The following is a 19141-nucleotide window of genomic DNA, read 5'->3' on the forward strand; positions in this document are numbered from 1 at the left end:
GCTCCGGCTGCGGTGGTGTCAGGGGTGGGGGCTATGGTCCGTGCACCCGTTCACCGCTGGAGGGATGAGCCACCGATGGTCCGTGTCACGCCGCCGCGCCCGGTCGACATCGCCACCGTCTTCCCGGAGTTGGCGCCGCTCGCCCGGCAGGCGGTCCGGCTGCATCCGCGCCCGGGCGCACCCGGCGTGCGCGACAGCTCGGTCGGCGGGCCGCTGCTGTGGCCCGCCGGTGAGCCGTGGCCGGTCTGCGCGGGGCCGCACCCGGAGGAGCACGACGGCGGGACCGCGGTGTCCGTCGCCGACGTCCGGCTTCGGCGGGCGCTGTACGGGACGACGGGCCGCACGGCGGAGCAGGACGCGGCGCTGGAGGCCACCTTCGCCGGGCACCCGTGGAGCGGGCGGCCGAACGCGATGCTGCCGGTCGCCCAGCTCTACGCGCGGGACGTACCGCTGCTGCCGTGTCCTGGGGACGCCGATGTGATGCAGGTGTTGTGGTGCCCGCTGGAACACGACCCCCAGTGGGCGCCGGCGCCGAAGGTTCTGTGGCGCTCCTCCGCCTTGGTAGGTGAGTTGCTGACCGCGCCGCCGCTACCCGCCGAGGTCGCCGGGCACGGCGAGTATCTGCCGGAGCCGTGCGTGTTGCACCCCGAGGTGGTGACGGAGTACCCGGCCCCGCTGGAGCTGGCGGACGGCCTCGCGGAGCGCATCGAGGGCTGGTGTGAGGGCTGGTGCGAGCGGGAGTTGGCCGGTACCGACCCGCTGTACCGCAATATCGGGGAGTACCGGGCCTACTACCGGTTCGAGCTGGCGGTGGCCCCCGGGTGGAAGGTCGGCGGCTGGGCCCCGTGTGCCTCCATGGACCCGTACACGGCGTACTGCGAGGAGTGCCGGGCCGTCATGCGGCCGTTGCTGACCATCGACCCCGACGTCGTGGGTGGCGGCGGCTGGGCCCCGTCGAGGACCGGCGCCTCGACTTCGACCTCGGGACAGCCATCGGGCGCGGCAACGTCCTGCAGCTCTACCGCTGCCCGCTCTCCCTGGAACACCCGTGCGTCGAGGTGGTGCAATGACTTCCGTCCCCCGGCCCGGGGCCGGGCGGCCGCGAGCCGGCCGGGGAACTCGGCGGGCGGTGTCCGTCGGGGTCGGTGTCAGGTGGGGTGCGGTGTCAGGTGGGGGCCGGTGTGGTGTGGAACTGGCGGGCGAGGTAGTCGAACCAGGTCCGGTGGAAGGTGGCGGCCAGTCGGGAGGCGGGGGCGATGAGGTCGAAGGCGTGGTAGGCGCCGGGGTAGAGGTGGAGCTCGACGGGGACGCCCTGGGCGCGCAGGCGGGTGGCGTAGCTGAGGTCCTCGTCCCGGAAGCAGTCGAGGTCGCCGACGGTGATGAAGGTGGGCGGCAGGGCTTCGAGGTCGGCGGCGCGGGCGGGGGCCGCGTACGGGCAGACGTCGTCGGTGCCGGCGCGGTCGCCCAGGATCGCCTGCCAGGCCAGGAGGTTGGTCGAGCGGTCCCAGATGCCGATGTCGGTGATCTCGTGGCTCGACGCGGTTCGGTTGCGGTCGTCGAGCATGGGATAGGTCAGTGACTGGAACAGGGGTGTCGCGCCGCCGCGGTCGCGGACCAGGAGGGCGGTGGCCGCCGCGATGCCTCCGCCGCCGCTCTGGCCGGCGATGCCGATGCGGGTGCCGTCCAGGCCCAGGGCGTCCGCCTCGCGGCCGAGCCACTGGTAGGCGGTGAAGCCGTCCTCGGCGGCGCCGGGGGCGGGTGTCTCCGGGGCGAGCCGGTAGTCGACGACGGCGACGGCGCAGCCGAGGCTCGCGCCCAGCCGGGTCAGCCACGGGTCGTCCTGGGCGGCGAAGCCGAGGACCTGTCCGCCGCCGTGGAACCAGAGCAGCACCGGCAGCGGTCCCGGCGCGGCCGTGGGCCGTAGCAGGCGGACCGGTACGTCGGGGCCGTCGGTTCGGCTCGCGAGGTGTTCCTCGATGGTGACCGACGGGTCGGCGGGAAGGCTGTCGGCGGCCGCTTCGGCCTGGGCGCGGAAGGCGGCGCGCGTCGTGGCGAGGTCGGTCAGGTCGAACGCACCGTTGGGGGTCATGGGGACCGCGTCGAGGGCCAGGCTCAGTTCCTGGTCCATCAGTCGGCGGGAATCGGGCATGGGTGTGCCTGCTCTTCGGGGGGACGGTTCGGACGGTTCAGAGGGTTCAGAGGGTTCGGACGGTCAGGCCTGTTCGGACTGGTTCAGGCCGGTTCGGAGGGTTCAGGGGCGGAAGGCATCGATGACGACGATGCCGGTGGGCCCGTACGTCTCCAGGGACTCCAGGACCTCGCTCGCCTCGTGGAGGCCGACGGTGCGCGAGACGATGCGGCCGGGGCTGAGCCGGCCGGCGGCGATCATGTTCAGCATCGTGCCGAAGCGCTGGCCCTGCATGCCGAAGGCGCTCAGGAACTCCAGTTCCTTGACCATCATGACGTCGACCGGCAGCGCGACGTCCCCCTGTTCCGCGGCGGTGGTGTGCCCGAGTTGGAGGTGGCGGCCGCGGGTGCGCAGGGAGAGCACGGAGTTGCGGCAGGCGGCGGCGATGCCGACGGCGTCGACCGACACGTGCGCGCCGCCGCCGGTGAGGGTCTTCACGGCCTCGACGGGGTCGGTCGCGGCCGCGTTGACGGTGTGGACGGCGCCGAGCGCGCGGGCGGCGTCCAGTTTGTCCTGCGTGATGTCGATCGCGATGACGTTGGCGCCGGTCGCCGCGGCGATCTCCACCGTCGACAGTCCCATGCCGCCGCCGGCGCCGTACACCGCGACCCATTCGCCGCCGCGGATCCGCGCCTGGTCGACGACCCCGTGGAAGGCCGTCATGTAGCGGCAGGCCAGCGCGGCGACGTCCACGAAACCGACGCCCTCGGGCACTTCGACCAGGTTGACGTCGGCGAAGCGGACCATGACGTACTCGGCGAAGGCGCCCCAGTAGGAGACCCCGGGCACGAGTGCGTCGACGTGGTCGCAGACGTGCTGGTTGCCGCTGCGGCACATCTCGCACGAGCCCTCGCCGGGGTTCATCGGGAAGATGACGCGGTCGCCCTCCTTCCACCCCCGAACCTCGCGGCCGACCTCCACGACGGTGCCGGCGAACTCGTGGCCGAGGACGAACGGGGCCTCGACCCGCGGTCCGCCCGTCCAGAACTGCCCGGCCCACAGGGCCCAGTCGGTCCGGCAGATCCCGTTCGCCCCGACGCGCACGATCGCGCCGTCCGGCGGGCAGACGGGGTCGGGCACGTCGCGGAGGACGAGCGGCTTGCGGAGTTCCTCGATGACTGCGGCGCGCATGGCGCGGCCTCCTCGTGCTGGGGGGGAGAAGTTGCGGGAAGCGGTGGCGAGTTGGGGGAAGCGGGGGTGAGTCGGGGGGAATCGGGGAGCGATCGCCCGAACGTCAAAAGTCCACCGGTTCAAGCGGTGGACCTGAAAGCTAGCCGTTTGCCCGAAAACATGTCAACCGCATAAAGTGGTGGACATGGAGAGCAGTGTGGAGGACACGGGCGGCAAGGACGGCGGCCGCGAGGGACGCCAGCGCGCCAAGACCGACTTCCGCTTCGACGACGCCCGGCTGTGCTTCGCCTTCGCCGGCACCCTGGCCGACCGCGGCACCGGCACGCCCTTCGAACGGCTGGCCCGGCCCGAGGACTTGAGCCGCTGGGCCGTGCAGAGCGCCTGCACGACAGCCGCGCCGCCCTGCACCGAAGCCGACCTGGACCACGCCGGGCAGCTGCGCGAGGCGATCCAGCGAACCGGCCGCGCCCTGGCGGACGCCGTCCCGCCCTCCCCCGCGGACATCGCGCTCGTCAACCGCGCCGCCGCCGAGCCGCCCCCGAGGCCCGAACTCGCCCCCGACGCGGCCACCGTGCGCCGGCACGGCGACTCGATCGCGGCGGTGCTCTCGATGGTCGCCCGGGACCTGATCGCCCTCTGCGCCTCGGAGCACCGCACCCGCGTCCGTGTCTGCGGCAACCCCGGCTGCGGCGCCCTCTTCGTCGACACCTCCCGCGCGGGCGCCCGCCGTTGGTGCTCGATGAAGACCTGCGGCGCCCTCGTCAAGAAGCGCGCCTACCGGGCGAGACTGCACACGCCCGCCGACGACGCCTGACCGGGGCTCCCAGGCCGCCGCCGCGCTCCGGAGCTGCCCGGCGGCGGCGCCGGGGCGTACCGGCCCGCCGCCCATCTCGCGTACACCGCGGGCACGGGCTACCAGCGGCGCCGGCTGCGGGCGTTCGCGATCGACGCGTCCACGATGCCAGACGGCCCTGCCGCTCCTTCGCAGGAGTGGCAGGGCCGTCTGGCATCATCGGCGAGGCTACGAAGCTACGAAGTCGTCGGGATGCAGTCGTGGCAATAGCCCATGACGCCCAGCGGATTGATCTTCCAGTACGAGTTCCACAGGGCGGTGCCGGTCCTGGGCCCGACAACGCCGTCGATGTCAAGGCCGTTGCCGTACACGCGCTGGAAGTCCTCGACCGTGCTCTTCGCGTCCGCCCCGAAGCCGCCGTCCACGGCGATCCTGTGGCCGAGGCCGACACCGTTCAGGAAGGCCTGGACACACGAAACCGCGGGTCCGTGCGACCCCTTCTGCACACAAGGGGCGCTGGTGGAGGCCTCGGCCGTTCCGCTGAGGCCGATGACCACGGACAGCGACAGCGTCAGGCCCGCAGCGATCCGTGCTATTGCGCGCGTGCTCTCAGTCGCCACGGACGCGGCTCCTTGAGCGGGGCCGCCGGCCTACCGAACGGCGTGCACGCGCCGGCGCTCCGCCGCCGCAGGTTGAACGCCCGCAACTTGGACGGCCTGAGGACCTGCCCCCCGGGGGCTGGTCCTCAGGCCGGCGGGAGCGGCCGTTCACGCGCCCGTGGGTGGTGGGGCCGCGTCCGGGGTGCGAGGGGAGTTGAAGGTGAAGGCGCGTGGGGAGGGGCCGTTCTGGCGCAGGTCGGCCAGTCGTTCCAGGGCCTCGTCGACGTCCGGCAGGTGTCCGGCCGGGACCCACCACAGGACCAGGTGCGCCTCGACGTTGCGTTCGAACCACTCGCGCCGGCGCCGCATCGCCTCCAGGTGCCCGCTGCGGTAGGTGAACTCCCACAGCGCCTCCTGGCTCTCCCAGACCGACATGTTGACGATGACGTCCTCGCCCGCCGGGCGCAGGGCGCTCGCGTCGTCCGTCCCGTCCGCGGTGAGCCGCCAGACGAAGCCGGGGGCGGTGTCGGCGGCAGCGTTGATCGGGGAGACCATCTCGACGAACGGCGCGATGCGCGGGTCGTCGACGGGGTGGCGGAGCGTGGCAACGTTGAACTGGGCGAGGTGGTGGGAGGTCATGGCGCCATCCCAGCACGGGCCTTCTTTCTATGTCAATCAGTATTGTTTTTAGAAGGCTCGACTACCACGCAGCACTCCCCCGGCCGGGCGTCCATCCGGGCACGGAGGGTGCCGTCCGCGCCGAGAAGTCCCTCCAGGAGGGCGAGGTTCATGCCGCAGACCAGGGGCGGGAAGCGCTCGGCGACGGAGTGGAAGGGGCAGTTGCGCATGCGGACGGCCCCCTCCTCCAGGCGGGGTTCGTACCCGCGGGCGGCCAGCAGCGCGACGGCCTCGTCGAGTCCCCCGCAGGGCGCGGCCGCTTCGCGCTCGGCCTCCCCCCTCCGCCGCGCGGCTGCGCGCAGCCCGTCGTCCAACCCGGCCCGCTCGGCGGCCTCGGCGAGCAGTTCGGCGGCCGTCCGGTAGTCGCGCGCGGGCAGCGACACCCCCAGCTCGGCGCGCGTGCGCGTGTACACCTTCGCCGGCCGCCCCGCCCCCGGCCCCGACCGCCCGGTGAGCCTGCGACTGCCGCTCTCCAGCAGCCCGGCCTCGACCAGCTTCTCCAGGTGGTGCGCCGCCAGTGTCCGCGCCACCCCGACGGCCTCCGCCGCCTCGTTCCGGCCCACCTCGCGGCCCTGGGCCGACACGTACTCGTAGAGGCGGCGGCGCACGGGGTCGTGCAGGGCGGCGATCGCTTCGATGTGCTCCATGCGGCCATTCTAGGAACAATGGCCATTGGAGATAGAGGGGCTGGTCGCAGGGGCCGGCGGGCCCGGGCGAACGCACCCGGCGCGCCGACGCGGGCACAGGCACGGGCACGGCAGTCGGCGACGAGGCTGCGGAGGCTGCTGTCGATCAGGACGGTCCGGATGCGTCCGTCGGGCCCGGTTCGTCCTCGCCGAACAGGTCGCGCAGGAAGCGCTCGGGCCGGTTCACGAAGGCGCGGGTCAGCGTGACGGGCTCGGCTTGGTCGTATCCCACCTGCTCGATGGTGCCGTCGGCTTCGAGTTGCAGGATCCGGGCGCCGGGGAGGGCGAGCAGGATCGGCGAGTGCGTCGCGATCACGAACTGGCTTCCCTGGGTGATGAGTTCGCGCATTCTGACCATCAGGGCCAGGCAGCCCTGCACGGAGAGCGCCGCCTCCGGCTCGTCGAGGACGTAGAGGCCGTTCGGCCCGAAGCGGTGGAGCGCGAGGTCCAGGAACGACTGGCCGTGGGAGCGTTCGTGCGGGGAGCGGCCGCCGTAGGCGGGCAGCAGCGGGGTCGGGCCTTCGCGGTCCAGGCGTTCGATCTCGGTGGCGACGTTGTAGAAGCTCTCCGCGCGCAGGAAGTATCCGGTGCGCGGGCGCCGGTTCCAGCGCAGCACCAGGTGCTCCCCCAGGACGGACTCGCTGGAGCGGGTGGCGAAGCGGAAGGACTTCGACCCGCCCTCGGCGTTGAACCCGGCGGCCGTGGCGATCGCCTCGATCAGGGTGGACTTGCCCGAGCCGTTGTCGCCGACCAGGAACGTCGCCCCGGGCGCGAACTCGATCCGCCCCGACTCGGCGAGGCGGGCGACCACGGGCAGGTCGAACGGGTAGCCGCCGGCCTCGGGGCCCGGTTCGACCTGGACGTGACGCAGGAACCCCGGGGCGAAGACACTCATCGAACGATCGTAGGCCGGGGCACCGACACCGGCCGCCGGGCGGCGGGGTCGGCCCTCGCCGCCCGGTGCAGCGGGAGACGAGGGGCCGGGCCGCATGTGCCCCGGCTACGTCGCGGGCTCGGCCGTGGCCTTCGCCGTCGCCGCACGCCAGGTGGCGATGGTGGCGGCCGCCTTGGTCTCGAAGTCCGGGTCGCGCCAGGCGCCCGGCATGCCGATCGCCGCCGGCAGCTTGAAGTCGCCGTCACGTCCTGCCCCGATCCTCGTACCCCCTGTGGGCTTGCCGTTCGCGCGCCGAACCCTGGAGGCGCGCACCGCCGCCGTACCAGCGACGACCGGGTGGAGGCGTCGGGTGGAAGCCGGACCAGTGGCTCCGTATCCGTACGGAGGCGGCCCGGCTACGGTGTTGCCCGGCCGGCGACGAACTCGTCCCGGGTGGCGATGGTGTCCGCCGGGGGCACCGTGTCGGCCGGAACGGCTCCGAAGGGCTCCCCGTTCCCGGGCGGCCGCGCCCATGGGCGAGTGGTGAACGTGTGTAGTCGCCCGTTCATGATCGCGTGGCGTGGCAGGTGGACTCCGAACTCACCGGACACGGCCTCCAGCAGCGGGCGCTCCGCGGCGGTGACCTCCTCCCCCTCGCCGAAGAACCGGTCCGGGTCCAGCGCCGGTGGCGTCCGCCCGGTACGGTGCAGTTCCCCGTCCGCGTACGTGAAGGCGTACTGCTCGACGCCGTCCTGTGCCACGGAGAGATGGAAGAAGGGCCGCCCGTGCCCGCTTCTCAGGCCGCCCCACCCGACCACCGCGCGGGTACCCTCGCCGGCTGCCGCTGCGGCCGGGGAGACGAACCGCCGCAGGTCGAAGTACGCGACGTCGTCCTCGAAGGCGAAGCTCCAACAGGGACCGGCCCGACCGACCGCCGCCAGGGCCGTGTCGTCGACGTACGGGACGGCCCCCGGTCCGCGGGACGCGAAGCCGCGTGCTTCGTCGCGGGTCATGGGCCGGTTCAGCACCGTCCCGTCGCCGTCCGCGAGGCGCCCCGGCAGGTCCGCCGGTGCCACTCCCTCGACCAGGACGAAGCGGTAGGACGTGGGGATGCCGGGGGTGTCCGGGTCCGCGAGCCATGCCAGGTCGCCCGGGTCGCGGTCGGCCGAGCGGCCCGGTGCCTCGCCCGCCTGTCCGCCCCTGGGGGTGGACAGCAGCTCGCAGCCCCGCTCCGGGGTCAGCAGCGGCCCGAGCAGGGGGTCGGCCACCCATCCCAGCGGCGCCAAGTGGTCGGGTCCCGATGGCTGCCACGCCGGCAGGGCGTCCGTCAGAATCCGCCACGCCCCGTCGGTGTCGCCCCACCGCGCCGACTCCCTCGCCCGTTCGACCGCCTCCCCGAACGGTCCGGCCGCCGTGTACCGGTACGTGCCGTTGCGCACCCGCTCCAGCGTCGCAAACGCCAGCGACACCACCTCCCGCCCGGCTCCCCGAAGGTGGAACAGCAGGGCGGAGTCGTCCCTGTGCCCGCGGACCACGTGCTCGGCGGCCAGCACCGGGAGCAGTTCGGGCGCGTAACGCGGGTCGGCCGCCATGCCGTCGAAGTACACCATGTACGTGCGTCCGAGCAGGCGACGCATCTGGTCCCCCAGTGCGGCGGCCCGCGGCCTGCCGTACCCCTTCGCCTCGTCCAGCACGTGCCCGGCCCGTTCCCAGTCGCCGCGCAGCGCCTCCAGGCGGGCCCGCTCCACCCGCGTGTCCAGCTCCCGCGTCAGGTCGTTGGCGAACTCCGGTCCCCCGTCGGTGCGGCCTGCCCGCAGGCAGTGGAACTCTCGGTGCATGTCCCGCATGAAGTCGGCGAAGTTCGCGTACCGTTCGGGCGGCGCGGCCCGCCAGCTCGCCCACGTGTACACAGCCCACTCGCCGTCGTCATCCACGTCCCCGGGATCCAGCAGGACGTGGGTCATGTCGGACTCGACATCGAGCTGGAGCCCTCGCCGCCAGATGCCCGCCCCCCGCCGCTCGGCGTCCGTGGCGTCGTCGTCCAGGCGCTCCTCGAAGATGTCCGCGAGTGCGGACTCGTTGTCGTGCCAGCGCGCGTCCGCCGTCCCCGCCAGCAGGCCGATGAACCCGCCGGCGTTCCGCCATCCGTCGCTGACCTCGAGGAACTCCCGGTACGACGGGGGCATCCGACGGCCGAGGCGCTCCTCCATGGCGACGATCCGCTCCTCGGAGGCCGACGGGAACCCGAGCCAGCGAGCCCGCCGGGCCGTTTCGTCCTCCTCGCGTCGTGTCCCGCCATCGGCCAGGGAGTCCGACCACTCCCCGCTCCATCCGAGCAGGAACGGCCGCCAGTCGAGCGGTGTCGTGTGCGTCATGCGCCCGATGCTGTCAGCCGCCGCTGACACCGTTCCGTACCGTCCCTGACGGGGGCGCAGCGGCTCTCCTCGCTCCGCCCCGCCTGGGGCGGGCAGTCGGCGCGGGCCACGCCGGCCTGCTCCGGGCCGGGCGGTTCCGTGCCCTCGGGACGGTGCCGGACAGGCGGACGTGTCCGAGGGGTGCCCGAGGGGGTGCCCAGGAGAGTGGCGCGGGCGCAGCTGCCTTTCCTAGGATCCGGCTTCGGCCCGGCGCAGGGCCTTCGAGGGGTCCGCCGACGGCGGTCCGTCGGCCGGCGGCCGTGCGCCTTGGCGGCGCGCCCGCGGCGCATGTGTCGTATGGGGAGAGCAGAGCAGATGTTCCAGCAGACCGTCCGCACGGCCGCCGCCGCACGGCGGGGAGCGCGTGTGCACCGGCCCTCCGGGCGGGGCGTACGGGAGTCGGGTTCCGTGCCGCTCTCGGTCCTGCGGCCCGGGGTCGCCCTGCGCGGCCGCGGGCTCGACCCGGAGCACGTCGGGTTCCTGGCCTCGCTCGACGAAGCTCTGCCCCCCGTACTGGTGCGCCGTGCGGACCTGCGGGTCATCGACGGGATGCACCGCGTCGAGGCCGCGCGGCAGCGGGGGCGGGCGTTCATCGACGTGGAGTTCTTCGACGGCACGGCCCACGAGGCCTTCCTGCTCGCGGTCGAGGCCAATGCCCGGCACGGCCTGCCGCTCTCACCGGCCGACCGGCGCGCTGCGGTCGAGCGGATCCTCGTGACCCATCCGCAACTGTCCGACCGTGCGATCGCCAGGCTGTCGGGCCTCGGTGCCAAGGCGGTGGCGTCCGCGCGACGCCGTGCAACTGCCGCCTCGCCGCAGTTGCACACCCAGCCGGCGGCCCGGATCGGGCTCGACGGTCGCACCAGGGCCCTCGACGCCACCCAAGGGCGGCTGCGGGCGGCCGACCTGATGGCCGAGGACCCGCAGGCATCGCTGCGCACGGTCGCGCGGCTCGCGGGCATCTCACCCGGGACGGTCGCCGACGTCCGCAGGCGTCTCGGCAACGGGGAGGGGCCCGTGACGGTTCCGGCGGTGGTTCGCGGAGCGGGACGGCCTCCGGCCGCGTCGTCGGCCGGGGCCGGAGTTGCCGGTCCTCCCGATCGGTCGACCCCCGGCGCCCGGGTTCCGGCGACGACGGCCACGGCCACGGCCGTGACGGTCCCCGTCACGACGCCGCCTCCGCCGCACGCCGACGGCCACGGGCGGGGAGCGGCCCTGCCGGGGCCCAGGGCGAACCTGCTCGTCGAGAGGCTCTCCCGCGATCCCTCGCCCGTCCTCAAGGAGGACGGCCGCAGGCTCCTGTGGCTGCTGCACCGGAGCGCCGCCGCCGACTGGCCGAGTCTGTTCGCTGCCGTGCCACCGCACTGCGGGGGCCAGGTCCAGCGCCTCGCGCGCCGGTACGCCGCCGAGTGGCTGGAGTTCGCCCGGCAGTTGGAGGCGCGCGAGGCGGCGGCGCAGGAGGGGACCAGGGCCTCCCGGGCTACTTGAGGCCTTCGGCGACCCGGACGAGCTCCTGGTCGGTGAGGGCGACGGGCGCACCGGTGGAGACGGTGAACGTGTAGGTGCCGTCGTACCAGCTCAGCGACCGGGGCCCGAGGTTCGGGTCGGCGCTGGTGAAGGCCGCCGGATGCCCCTTGACCGTGGTCGTGGCGGTGGGCCGGTCGGTCGGTGCGGGGTCGGCGCCGCCCCTGCTCTGGCGGATGATCAGGGAGGCCCCGGCCCTGGGTTCGGTGCCGACGTGGTAGCCCGTGGCCCAGTTCGGCCGGTCCTCGGGGAACGGGGCCAGGCCGGGGATCTGGGCGATCTGGTCCTCCGGGTAGGGGAAGTACTGGTCGGGGAGGTACGTCGGCAGGGCGAGGTCGCGGCCGTCGAAGTGGATGACGGGGCGACCGGTGACCGCGTCGATCAGCGGCTTGTCCCCGAGAGGTGCCTTCAGCCGGGCCGTGATGCGCGCGTAGCCGCCCATGGGGTCGCAGAGCCCCGGCGGGTCGGTGACCGGGACCGTGTGCCGGACCGAGACCCTCACCTTGTCCGGCAGCTCACGGACCACGAGTTCCGGCCGCGACTCGCAGCCCCAGCCGACGCTGAGGGTGAGGGTGCGTCCGTCCGCACTCGCCAGCAACTGGCCAGTGGCCGCGCCCTCGTGCACCCGCGCGCCGGGGGACCCGGTCGCCCATGTGGTCAGCGCGACCGCACCGCCTGCCACCCCCGCCGCCACGATGACCGGCCACCCGCGCCGCCCCGGGCGCGTCCCGCGACGGCTGCCCGCCTGCCCCATGATTCCTCCCGATGTCGAGGGGAATGGTTCCCCTTTCGGCCGGGAGAGTCAAAGAATTCGGGCCGACCGCGCCCCGGTCCGGATCGGGGGGATTCCCGGCGGCACGGGTGAAGAATCGATGGAGGGGCCCTGTTCACGCCCGAAAAGATCGCATTCGATCTACTTGGGTGAAAGGCGTGCCTTCGATTTCCCCATCATTCGGCCTAGGTTCCGTGCAGCGGGCCGCAAGTGGCCTCGCACCGCATTCCCGAGGAGCCCTGTGAAGCATGTAAAGCACTGGAAGAATTCCGGCCGGACGCGTCTGCTGGTGGCAACGGCCCTGCTGTCCACCGTGCCGGCCACGGTCCCGGCCCTGGCCGCCCCGGGCGGCGGCGCGCCGGACGTTCCCCGTCCGGCCCAGGCCCGCGGTACGGACCGGCCCGCGCCGGTTCCGGCCTCGGGTGAGGAGGCGCTGACGGGCAAGGTCGCCCCCGGGATCATCGAGCTGATGAGGAGACAGGAGGTCCTCGACCGGGCCGTGGAGCTGATCACCGGTGGACGGGAGGAGTTCGAGCGCGACCGGATACCGGGCTTCTCCGAGGTGGAGGTCGACCCGGCGGCCAACCGCGTCCTGCTCCACTGGAAGGGAGACCTGCCGCAGCCGGTGGCCGCCGTGATCCGCGACCTGCCGGACGGGGTGAAGGTCGAGGTGCTCCCGGCCAAGTACTCCAAGGCGGAACTGCACGCGGCCCGGGCCAGGCTCGTGCCCGACGGCACGCCCTTGGTCCTCACCGCCGACAGGCCCAGCCACATCAGCAGCATCGGCCCGTCTCTGGACGGCAGCGGCCTCGACCTCGGCTACGAGCCCGAGGACGAACGGGCCAGGGGCGCGCACTCCGCGTCCGCCCCGCTCTCGGACGAGGAACTGACGCCCCGGATCGAATCCCTCGCGTCGGCCCTGGCCGGCGTGGAGGTCCACGCCCGGCGGGAAGCCCAGGTCATCGACCTGACCCGGGGAGAGGACGGATCCCCCTGGCACGGCGGCGCCGGCGTCGAGACCCCGGGCGGCACGATCTGCTCGACCGGCTTCGGGGTGTACGGCGCCAATTCCAGGGACCTGGTCACCACCGCCTGGCACTGCGGCGAGGGAAACTACCGGACCTGGTACAGCAGGCAACCCATGGGCAACGCCTCGAAGAAGGACGGGAACGCCTCCGACGACACCATCGGAATCGCCCCGCACACGGGAAGATCGGGTGCCTACGTTTACGACGGCCCCTGGAACGAGAGCACCGGTTACGCCAAACCCGTCGCCGGATACGGTGGCAACAACGTGGGCGATTACGTCTGCCATTCCGCAGCCAACTCCGGCGTCCACTGCGGTCTCCGCGTCCAGGAGGTGGACCGGCATGTCGTGGGGCCGAACAAGGTCCTGCGCAAGTTCGCCGACAAGGTCGTCCAGACCGACCCCAACGAGATCGCCGCCGCGAACGGCGACTCGGGCGGCCCGGTGTTCGCCCTGACCGACGGCGGGAGGAAGGACCAGGCCCGAGGGACCATCACGTCCCTGGAGAACGAAATGAACTGCAACGGACGCAAGCTGTCCGACGGCGGCTACCGCCCCCCGTGGTGCTTCAAGGCGATGTGGTACGTCCCCATCTCCCAGACCCTGGCCGACATGGGCTGGACCCTCAGGACGAGCTGATCCGGCTCCGGGCCCGGACCCGGCGGGAGTGGTGACGCCGGGTGGCAGGATGTCGATGCGACGAGTCGCTTCCGCCGATCGCGCCGACCCGCTTCCCGACCCAGGATGAAGGGCAGGACCGGCCGCGTGGCCGCCGGACGGAAAGGTTCTCCGTGCGCTTCCTCGACTCCTCCTCCTTCACCGCCGAACGCCCGTGGGGCGCGCTCGACCTCGCGGAGCTGGACGACGCGACCGTGCGCCTGCACTGGACCGACCGGCCCTACCGCTGGCACGTCAACGACGGACCGGAGGTGTTCGTCGTCCTCGACGGCGCCGTCGACATGCACTACCGCGTCGACGGCACCGAGCGGGTCGAGCACCTCACACCGGGCCAGGTGTGCTGCGTGGAGCCCGGGGACGAACACGTCGCCCGCCCTGCCCCCGAGGCCCGCATCCTGGTCGTCGAGCGGCGGGGCAGCGACTGACCGTCACCGACGCCGCGTCGCGGCGACACCGCACGCGACTCCGGCACACCGGCAGGGGTGTCACACGGGAACGGGTTGCGTGCGGTCGGCGCGGGCGGGTCGGGCGGGGAGTGAGTGGGACTGCGATTCGGCCGCCCGGAGGCCGGCCTGGTCGCACAGGGCGCCGATGCGCGCGGCCGCGGTCGGGTGACCGGGCCGGTCAGGGCCGCCGCGGGGTCGTCGCAGAGGGCCAGGACGGCGGCCTCGGCCTGGCGGCCCCTCGGCCGAAGGGCGAGCGAGGGGCCGGGGCGCATGTGCCCGGCTACGTCGCGGGCCCGGCCGTCGCCGTCGCCGTCGCCGCGCGCCAGGTGGCGATGACGTCGGCCGCCTTGGTCTCGAAGTCCAGGTCGCGCCAGGCGCCCGGCATGCCGATCACCGCCGGCAGCTTGAAGTCGCCGTGCTCGCGGTGGGTGACCCGCACGACGTCCCCGGAGTCGGGGCGGTTGCGGTTCTTCCCGACTGCGACGTTGGTGACGTCCGCCCAGGCGAACCGCTTGCGGGAGCCCAGGGCCCCGGTCCACCAGATCTCGCGCTCGTCGAAGCTCACACTGATGAAGGCGCCCCTCACCTGGAGGAGCCCACCGATGATCAGGAGAGCGCCGAAAGCCACGACGATGACGGTCCGGAGGTCCGCCGGGACGGACGAAGCGCGGTGGAGAAGGTAGGCGCCACCGGCCAGGAAGAGCGTCGAGAAGATCCACTGACGGCGTATCTGTGCCGGGTGGAGACGGTAGGTCACGTGTTTCACCAGCGGATCTTGGCAGGTCGGACGCATCTGAGGAAGCGTCACCGTCGCCCCCTGCCGTAGCCGAGGTCGGCCGGCCCGAGGCCGTGCTCCCGGCTACGGCTTCGCCTTGCCGGCGACGAACTCGTCCCAGGTGGCGACGGTGTCGGCCGGGGGCGCCGTGATGGCCGGGACGGCGCCGAAGTCGGAGTATTCCTCGACGACCTCGCTCCGGCCCTTGCTGCCGGTGGTGACCTGCTGCGACTTCAGCACCAGGTCGTCCTTGCCGACCCACATGTCGAGGTCCGCCGAGGTCTCGCCCCGCCGCTTGGCCAACTGGACGTAGTAGTCGCGCACCTCGTCCTTGATGGCGGGCCCGGTGTAGTGGGCCAGCTCGTCGAAGACCACCGTGCCGCGGTAGTGGTCGGCCGGCCGGCCGCCCACCTGCTCCTCGCCGACCCAGGAGGTGGACCCGGTCGAGGCGAGCGAGCCCGCGATCTCGTTGACGAACCCCGCCGCCCGTGCGCTGCCGGGGCTGCCGGCCGTCTTCTGGTCCATCCGGTACCAGCTCTTGCCCGGGACGTGGTCCGACTTCATGTAGATGCCGTCGCCGGTGGCGATGATGTGGTTGAAGCCGCTGGGGTTGTCCTCGGACTTCTCCCCCCAGGACTTGATGGCCGAGGCGTACGGCTGCTGCTGGAAGAACATCTCGGACCTGTCGGATCCGCCCCCGCCCGTCTGGACCGTCTTGTAGGAGGCCTGTTCCGCGGTCTTCCTGGCCGCGGCCATCAGCACGGTCCGGGCGTCGGTCCGGGCGTCGGCCCGCTTCGTCGCCGCCTCGGTCCCGCTCCGGGCCGCATCGCCGCCGTGGGGCTCCCCACCGCCGTGCGACTCCCCGCCGCAGCCTGCCAGCGCCAGCGCGAGCACCGCCCCCGCGGCCGCCGCCACGACGCCCCTCCTCATCACCCGCACAGCTCTGATTCCTCCTCGGTCGTTTCGACCTGCATGACCATGGTTGTTGCCCGGGCCGGGCCGGACCGCCGACGATCTCGAGCGTCCGCCTCCCGAAGCACCACCCGCCCGCGCAGGGCGGGCCGCTCCACCCGCGAAACGGCGGGCGACCCCGGGTTAAGGTCAGTTTGACGATAACATCCTTCGTCCCCGGACCGACAACCGCTGCCCCGGCGGCCCCGGCGCGGGCGAGCACCTCCCCCACCCCGAGCCGCCCGTCAGGCCTGCCCGCAGCGGAAAGGCCTGACGGCCGACCAGGCCGACGGCCGGGCAGCAGCGGCGCGGCGGTCGCAGCCGCCGGACAGCGCTGGGCGGCGGCACCGCGTCGGGTGAGCCCTCTTGAAGGCCCCGGGCACCTGTCCCCTACGGTGTCCGTGATCACCGTGGTCGAACAGCCGGCGGGGTGTGTCAGACCGGGGGATCGATCATGTACTTCAGCCTGCTCGGCCCGCTTCTCGTCCGTATCGGTGGCCAGGAGCGGGCGGTCGGCGGCGCCAAGGTCCGCACGCTGCTCGCGGTGCTCCTGCTGGAGCCCGACCGGCCCGTGCCGTCGGACCGGCTCAGGACCGCCCTGTGGGGCGACAGCCCGCCGGCCTCCGCGAGTGCCTCGCTGCACAACATGCTGGCCCGTCTGCGCGCGCAGCTGGGCGACGAGCGCGGCGAACGCCTGCGTTCCACCCCGCTCGGCTACGTCCTGGAGGTCGCCGCGGGCGAGGTGGACGCCCGGGTCTTCGACCTCGGTGTCCGGCGGGCCCGCGAGGCGCTGTTGCGGGAGGACTGGGACGCCGTGCGGGAGGAGTCGGCGGCGGCGCTCGCCTTGTGGCGCGGCGTTCCGCTGGGCGAGTTCCCGGACCTTCCCGAGGCGCAGGTTCCGCGTCGCCAGTGGCAGGAGGCCCGGCTGGAGGCCCTGGAGTGGCGCATCGAGGCGGAGCTGCGCCTCGGTCATGTCCGGGGGCTGGTGCCCGGACTGACCGCGCTGGCGAACAAGCACCCGCTGCACGAGGCCTTCCACGCCCAGCTGATGCGCGCCCTGCACCGCCTCGGACAGCGTTCCGAGGCCCTCGCCGTCCACCAGCGGCTGCGCCGCGCCTTGGCCGAGGAGCTCGGCATCGGGCCCGGGCTCGCCGTCCGGACGGCGCATGAGCGGGTCCTGCGCGACGAGGACGAGTACGGGGAACGCGCGGGCGGGGAGGGCCGCGCGGGCGGTGCGGAACACGGCGGACGCGGCGGGGGCGGGGAGCCCGGCGCCACCGGGCGGCCCGTGAGAACCGTCCGCCCGCAGGCCCAACTCCCCGCCGCCCTGGCCGACTTCACCGGCCGCGAGGGCGACCTGCGAGCCCTGACCGAGTTCCTCGCGGCCGAGCCCGCCGGCACCCTCCCCCGGGTCGCGGTCGTCTCCGGCATGGGCGGCATCGGCAAGACCGCTCTCGCCGTCCAGGCCGCCCACACCCACTTCCGCCGGGTCCTCGAAGCCTGCCGGGCCCGCGGCAACCTGACGCACGTCGCCGTGACGCTGGCCAACATCGGCGACTGCCTGGTCGGACTGGGCCGGCAGGAGGACGCCTTCGCCGCTCTCGACGAGTCGCTGGCGATCCGCCGCGGCTTGGGGGACATGAGCGGCATCGCCGACTGCCTGATCATCACCGGCCGGGCCCACGCCCACTTCGGCTGGCTCCCGCAGGCCCGTGCCTGCTTCGAGCAGGCGGCCGGGATCAGCCGGGACCACTCCATCCCCGCCCTGCTCCGGCGGAGCCTCGACGGCCTCGAACAGCTCCGGGGCGTGCGGCGCTGAACGTGCCGGTGCCGCCCGGGGGCCCGGGCGGCACGCGCGGCACGTACGGTCGGCCGCGCGGCGCGGGGCACGTACGGTCAGCCGGTGGGCACTCCGCCGGCCACCTGGCCGAGGCCGGTCCAGCCCCCGCGGCCGTCACCGCCGTTCCAGGCGTAGACGAGAGCGGCGTTGGACGGCGGGTCGGTGCGGATGTAGTCCGCGTTGCCGCCGCCGTCGAAGTCGGCGAACTGCACCCGGCTCTGGTCCGTGGTGAGCCCGCTGGCGGCCTGGCCGATGCCCAGCCAGCCGCCGCTGGCGTCGCCGCCGCGGTTCAGCCAGATCCGTACGGCGCCGCTGGGGTCGATGACGGCGTAGTCGGCCCTGCCGTCGCCGTCGAAGTCGGCCAGGCGCACCCGGCTCTGGTCGGTGGTCAGACCGCTCGCGACGGTCCCGAGGTCCTGCCAACTCCCCTGACCTGCGGTGAACTTGTTGAGGTAGGCGTGCACGGAGCCGTCGGGGTTGATCACCTCGTAGTAGGCCTTGCCGTCCCCGTCGAAGTCGGCCAGGCGCACCCTGGTCGGGTCGGTGGTCAGACCGGTGGCGACGACCCCGATGTCCTGCCAACTCCCCTGGCCGCCGGTGTACTTGTTCAGGTAGACGCGGACCGAGCCGTCCGGGTTGATCACCTCGTAGTCCGCCTTGCCGTCCCCGTCGAAGTCGGCCAGGCGCACCCGGGCCGGGTCGGTGGTCACACCGGTGGCGACCTGGCCGAGCGACTGCCAACCGCCGCGCCCGTCACCGCCCTTGTTCAGCCAGACGTCGACCGCGCCGTCGGCGCCGATGGTGAGGTAGTCGGCCTTGCCGTCCCCGTCGAAGTCGGCGTACCGGACGCGGCCGAGGCCGCCCGACTCGCTGGCGGTGTCGGAGGCCACGGATGCCCGCGCCGCACCGTCGGAGAACGCCTGGTCCAGCCCGCCGTAGAAGGCCTGCGCGATCCGCCGGTAGCCGCTGTCGTTGGGGTGGAGGCGGTCGGACATCTCGGCGGGGCCCAGGGCGGGCGGGTCCACGTACCGGAAGGAGTTCCCGGCCTGGGCCTCGACGGCCTGCAGCTGGCGGACCCGGTCGTTGTAGACGGCCGGGGACTCCTGGAGGCCCTGGGTGGTGGGGATCACGCCCTCCATGACCACGGCGGTGCCGGGCCGGTCCGCGTAGATCCGGTCGAGGAGGGCCTTGAGGCGCTCGGGCGCGTGCGCCGGGTCGGCGCCGCGGTCGAGGTCGTTGACGCCGATGTGCAGCAGGACGACGTCCGGGTGCGCGGCGGCGAGCCACTGGTCGATGCCGGCGCGCAGGTCGTCGACCATGTCGCCGGAGTGGCCCTCGTGGGCGAGGTCGGGCAGCTGCCCGCCGGCCTGGGAGCCCACGAACCGTACCGTGTAACGGGATTGGCCGGCGACGAGGCTCCACAGCGGGGCCCGGTAGGACGAGCCGGTGGCGCTGCCGGCGCCCGCGGTGATCGAGTCGCCGAGCGGCATCACGCGCAGCGAGGGTAAGGCGGTAGTGGTGGTAGTGGTGGTGGCCGGCGTGGCGGCGTGGGCGGCCGGTGCGGCGGCGTGGGCGGCCGGTGCGGCGGCTGCGGCGAGCAGGGTGCTCAGGCCGAGGGCCAGGATGCGTTTCAAGGTCTCCCCCATGACGTGCGGTCGTTCGGTTGCGGAGGGGGGGGCGGGGTGGGGTACGGCGAGCCCCCGGGGCCCGGGGGAGGCGGGCCGGCGGCCGGGGACCGGGGCCGGCGCGCGGGGGGGCGGTGACC

18 protein-coding genes are annotated in these 19141 nt (G+C 73.5%); 6 read left to right on the top strand and 12 right to left on the bottom strand.

All coding sequences use genetic code 11. The features are described from left to right. Nucleotides 1-75: 75 nt before the first annotated feature. Nucleotides 76-1260 (top strand): hypothetical protein, encoded by a 1185-nt coding sequence (locus ACFWXO_RS24635; RefSeq protein WP_380525962.1) that lies wholly within the window; start codon nt 76-78, stop codon nt 1258-1260. Here the strand turns inward: ACFWXO_RS24635 and ACFWXO_RS24640 are convergent. Both ACFWXO_RS24640 and ACFWXO_RS24645 read right to left on the bottom strand, forming a co-directional pair. Next, a complete protein-coding gene (locus tag ACFWXO_RS24640) occupies nt 1166-2149 on the bottom strand; it encodes an alpha/beta hydrolase (RefSeq protein WP_380525964.1) in 984 nt (327 codons plus the stop codon). The genes ACFWXO_RS24635 and ACFWXO_RS24640 overlap by 95 nt on opposite strands. Before the next feature lie 102 nt (nt 2150-2251). After that, nucleotides 2252-3319, bottom strand: coding sequence for an alcohol dehydrogenase catalytic domain-containing protein (locus ACFWXO_RS24645; RefSeq protein ID WP_380525966.1), 1068 nt, complete (start codon nt 3317-3319; stop codon nt 2252-2254). Nucleotides 3320-3503: 184 nt separating this feature from the next. Here ACFWXO_RS24645 and ACFWXO_RS24650 point away from each other — a divergent pair, with 184 nt between their 5' ends. Then, nucleotides 3504-4133 carry a CGNR zinc finger domain-containing protein gene (locus ACFWXO_RS24650; protein ID WP_380525968.1) on the top strand — a complete coding sequence of 210 codons (630 nt, stop codon included), beginning with the start codon at nt 3504-3506 and terminating at the stop codon, nt 4131-4133. Nucleotides 4134-4348: 215 nt separating this feature from the next. Here the strand turns inward: ACFWXO_RS24650 and ACFWXO_RS24655 are convergent, their stop codons facing one another. The 6 genes from ACFWXO_RS24655 to ACFWXO_RS24680 all read right to left on the bottom strand — a co-directional run bounded on the left by ACFWXO_RS24655 (nt 4349) and on the right by ACFWXO_RS24680 (nt 9324). Continuing rightward, nucleotides 4349-4732, bottom strand: coding sequence for a peptidoglycan-binding protein (locus tag ACFWXO_RS24655; RefSeq protein ID WP_380525970.1), 384 nt, complete (start codon nt 4730-4732; stop codon nt 4349-4351). Between the two features lie 147 nt (nt 4733-4879). Continuing rightward, nucleotides 4880-5350 carry a DUF3291 domain-containing protein gene (locus tag ACFWXO_RS24660; protein WP_380525972.1) on the bottom strand — a complete coding sequence of 157 codons (471 nt, stop codon included), beginning with the start codon at nt 5348-5350 and terminating at the stop codon, nt 4880-4882. A 32-nt stretch (nt 5351-5382) separates the two neighbouring features. Further along, a complete protein-coding gene (locus tag ACFWXO_RS24665) occupies nt 5383-6036 on the bottom strand; it encodes a helix-turn-helix transcriptional regulator (RefSeq protein WP_380525974.1) in 654 nt (217 codons plus the stop codon). Between the two features lie 145 nt (nt 6037-6181). Next, the gene (locus ACFWXO_RS24670) at nt 6182-6970 is read right to left on the bottom strand and encodes an AAA family ATPase (protein ID WP_375896427.1); all 789 of its coding nucleotides are present in this window, start codon (nt 6968-6970) and stop codon (nt 6182-6184) included. Between the two features lie 105 nt (nt 6971-7075). Beyond that, nucleotides 7076-7282, bottom strand: coding sequence for a hypothetical protein (locus ACFWXO_RS24675; RefSeq protein ID WP_380525976.1), 207 nt, complete (start codon nt 7280-7282; stop codon nt 7076-7078). Nucleotides 7283-7365: 83 nt separating this feature from the next. Then, complete coding sequence (locus ACFWXO_RS24680) at nt 7366-9324, bottom strand: SMI1/KNR4 family protein (RefSeq protein WP_380525978.1); 1959 nt, start codon at nt 9322-9324, stop codon at nt 7366-7368. A 447-nt stretch (nt 9325-9771) separates the two neighbouring features. Here ACFWXO_RS24680 and ACFWXO_RS24685 point away from each other — a divergent pair, with 447 nt between their 5' ends. Then, nucleotides 9772-10851: a ParB/RepB/Spo0J family partition protein gene (locus ACFWXO_RS24685; RefSeq protein WP_380525980.1), complete on the top strand. Its 1080-nt coding sequence runs from the start codon at nt 9772-9774 to the stop codon at nt 10849-10851. Here the strand turns inward: ACFWXO_RS24685 and ACFWXO_RS24690 are convergent. Further along, complete coding sequence (locus ACFWXO_RS24690; protein ID WP_380525982.1) at nt 10844-11569, bottom strand: hypothetical protein; 726 nt, start codon at nt 11567-11569, stop codon at nt 10844-10846. The two genes, ACFWXO_RS24685 and ACFWXO_RS24690, sit on opposite strands and share 8 nt — an antisense overlap. 331 nt (nt 11570-11900) lie before the next feature. Between ACFWXO_RS24690 and ACFWXO_RS24695 the strand changes: the two genes are divergently transcribed. Then, nucleotides 11901-13325 carry a S1 family peptidase gene (locus ACFWXO_RS24695; protein WP_380525984.1) on the top strand — a complete coding sequence of 475 codons (1425 nt, stop codon included), beginning with the start codon at nt 11901-11903 and terminating at the stop codon, nt 13323-13325. Nucleotides 13326-13477: 152 nt separating this feature from the next. After that, nucleotides 13478-13789, top strand: coding sequence for a hypothetical protein (locus ACFWXO_RS24700; RefSeq protein ID WP_380525986.1), 312 nt, complete (start codon nt 13478-13480; stop codon nt 13787-13789). A 301-nt stretch (nt 13790-14090) separates the two neighbouring features. Here the strand turns inward: ACFWXO_RS24700 and ACFWXO_RS24705 are convergent, their stop codons facing one another. Further along, nucleotides 14091-14567 (bottom strand): hypothetical protein, encoded by a 477-nt coding sequence (locus ACFWXO_RS24705; RefSeq protein ID WP_380525988.1) that lies wholly within the window; start codon nt 14565-14567, stop codon nt 14091-14093. 102 nt (nt 14568-14669) lie between these two features. Beyond that, entirely contained in the window at nt 14670-15500 is an 831-nt protein-coding gene (locus ACFWXO_RS24710; RefSeq protein WP_380525990.1) for a hypothetical protein, read from the bottom strand. Between the two features lie 490 nt (nt 15501-15990). On the opposite strand from ACFWXO_RS24710, the gene ACFWXO_RS24715 reads away from it, so the two are divergent. Continuing rightward, complete coding sequence (locus ACFWXO_RS24715) at nt 15991-17355, top strand: BTAD domain-containing putative transcriptional regulator (protein ID WP_380525992.1); 1365 nt, start codon at nt 15991-15993, stop codon at nt 17353-17355. A 77-nt stretch (nt 17356-17432) separates the two neighbouring features. Here ACFWXO_RS24715 and ACFWXO_RS24720 read toward each other — a convergent pair whose 3' ends face one another. Then, complete coding sequence (locus ACFWXO_RS24720) at nt 17433-19010, bottom strand: FG-GAP-like repeat-containing protein (RefSeq protein WP_380525994.1); 1578 nt, start codon at nt 19008-19010, stop codon at nt 17433-17435. Nucleotides 19011-19141 lie beyond the last annotated feature (131 nt).

Source organism: Kitasatospora sp. NPDC059088 (assembly GCF_042738155.1).
GTDB lineage: Bacteria > Actinomycetota > Actinomycetes > Streptomycetales > Streptomycetaceae > Kitasatospora.

Excerpts from the sequence above, each read along its gene's own strand:
- ACFWXO_RS24665 (WP_380525974.1), bottom strand. The coding sequence starts at position 6,036 with ATGGAGCACATCGAAGCGATCGCCGCCCTGCACGACCCCGTGCGCCGC.
- ACFWXO_RS24715 (WP_380525992.1), top strand. The coding sequence starts at position 15,991 with ATGTACTTCAGCCTGCTCGGCCCGCTTCTCGTCCGTATCGGTGGCCAG.
- ACFWXO_RS24650 (WP_380525968.1), top strand. The coding sequence starts at position 3,504 with ATGGAGAGCAGTGTGGAGGACACGGGCGGCAAGGACGGCGGCCGCGAG.
- ACFWXO_RS24670 (WP_375896427.1), bottom strand. The coding sequence starts at position 6,970 with ATGAGTGTCTTCGCCCCGGGGTTCCTGCGTCACGTCCAGGTCGAACCG.
- ACFWXO_RS24640 (WP_380525964.1), bottom strand. The coding sequence starts at position 2,149 with ATGCCCGATTCCCGCCGACTGATGGACCAGGAACTGAGCCTGGCCCTC.
- ACFWXO_RS24645 (WP_380525966.1), bottom strand. The coding sequence starts at position 3,319 with ATGCGCGCCGCAGTCATCGAGGAACTCCGCAAGCCGCTCGTCCTCCGC.
- ACFWXO_RS24660 (WP_380525972.1), bottom strand. The coding sequence starts at position 5,350 with ATGACCTCCCACCACCTCGCCCAGTTCAACGTTGCCACGCTCCGCCAC.
- ACFWXO_RS24635 (WP_380525962.1), top strand. The coding sequence starts at position 76 with ATGGTCCGTGTCACGCCGCCGCGCCCGGTCGACATCGCCACCGTCTTC.
- ACFWXO_RS24680 (WP_380525978.1), bottom strand. The coding sequence starts at position 9,324 with ATGACGCACACGACACCGCTCGACTGGCGGCCGTTCCTGCTCGGATGG.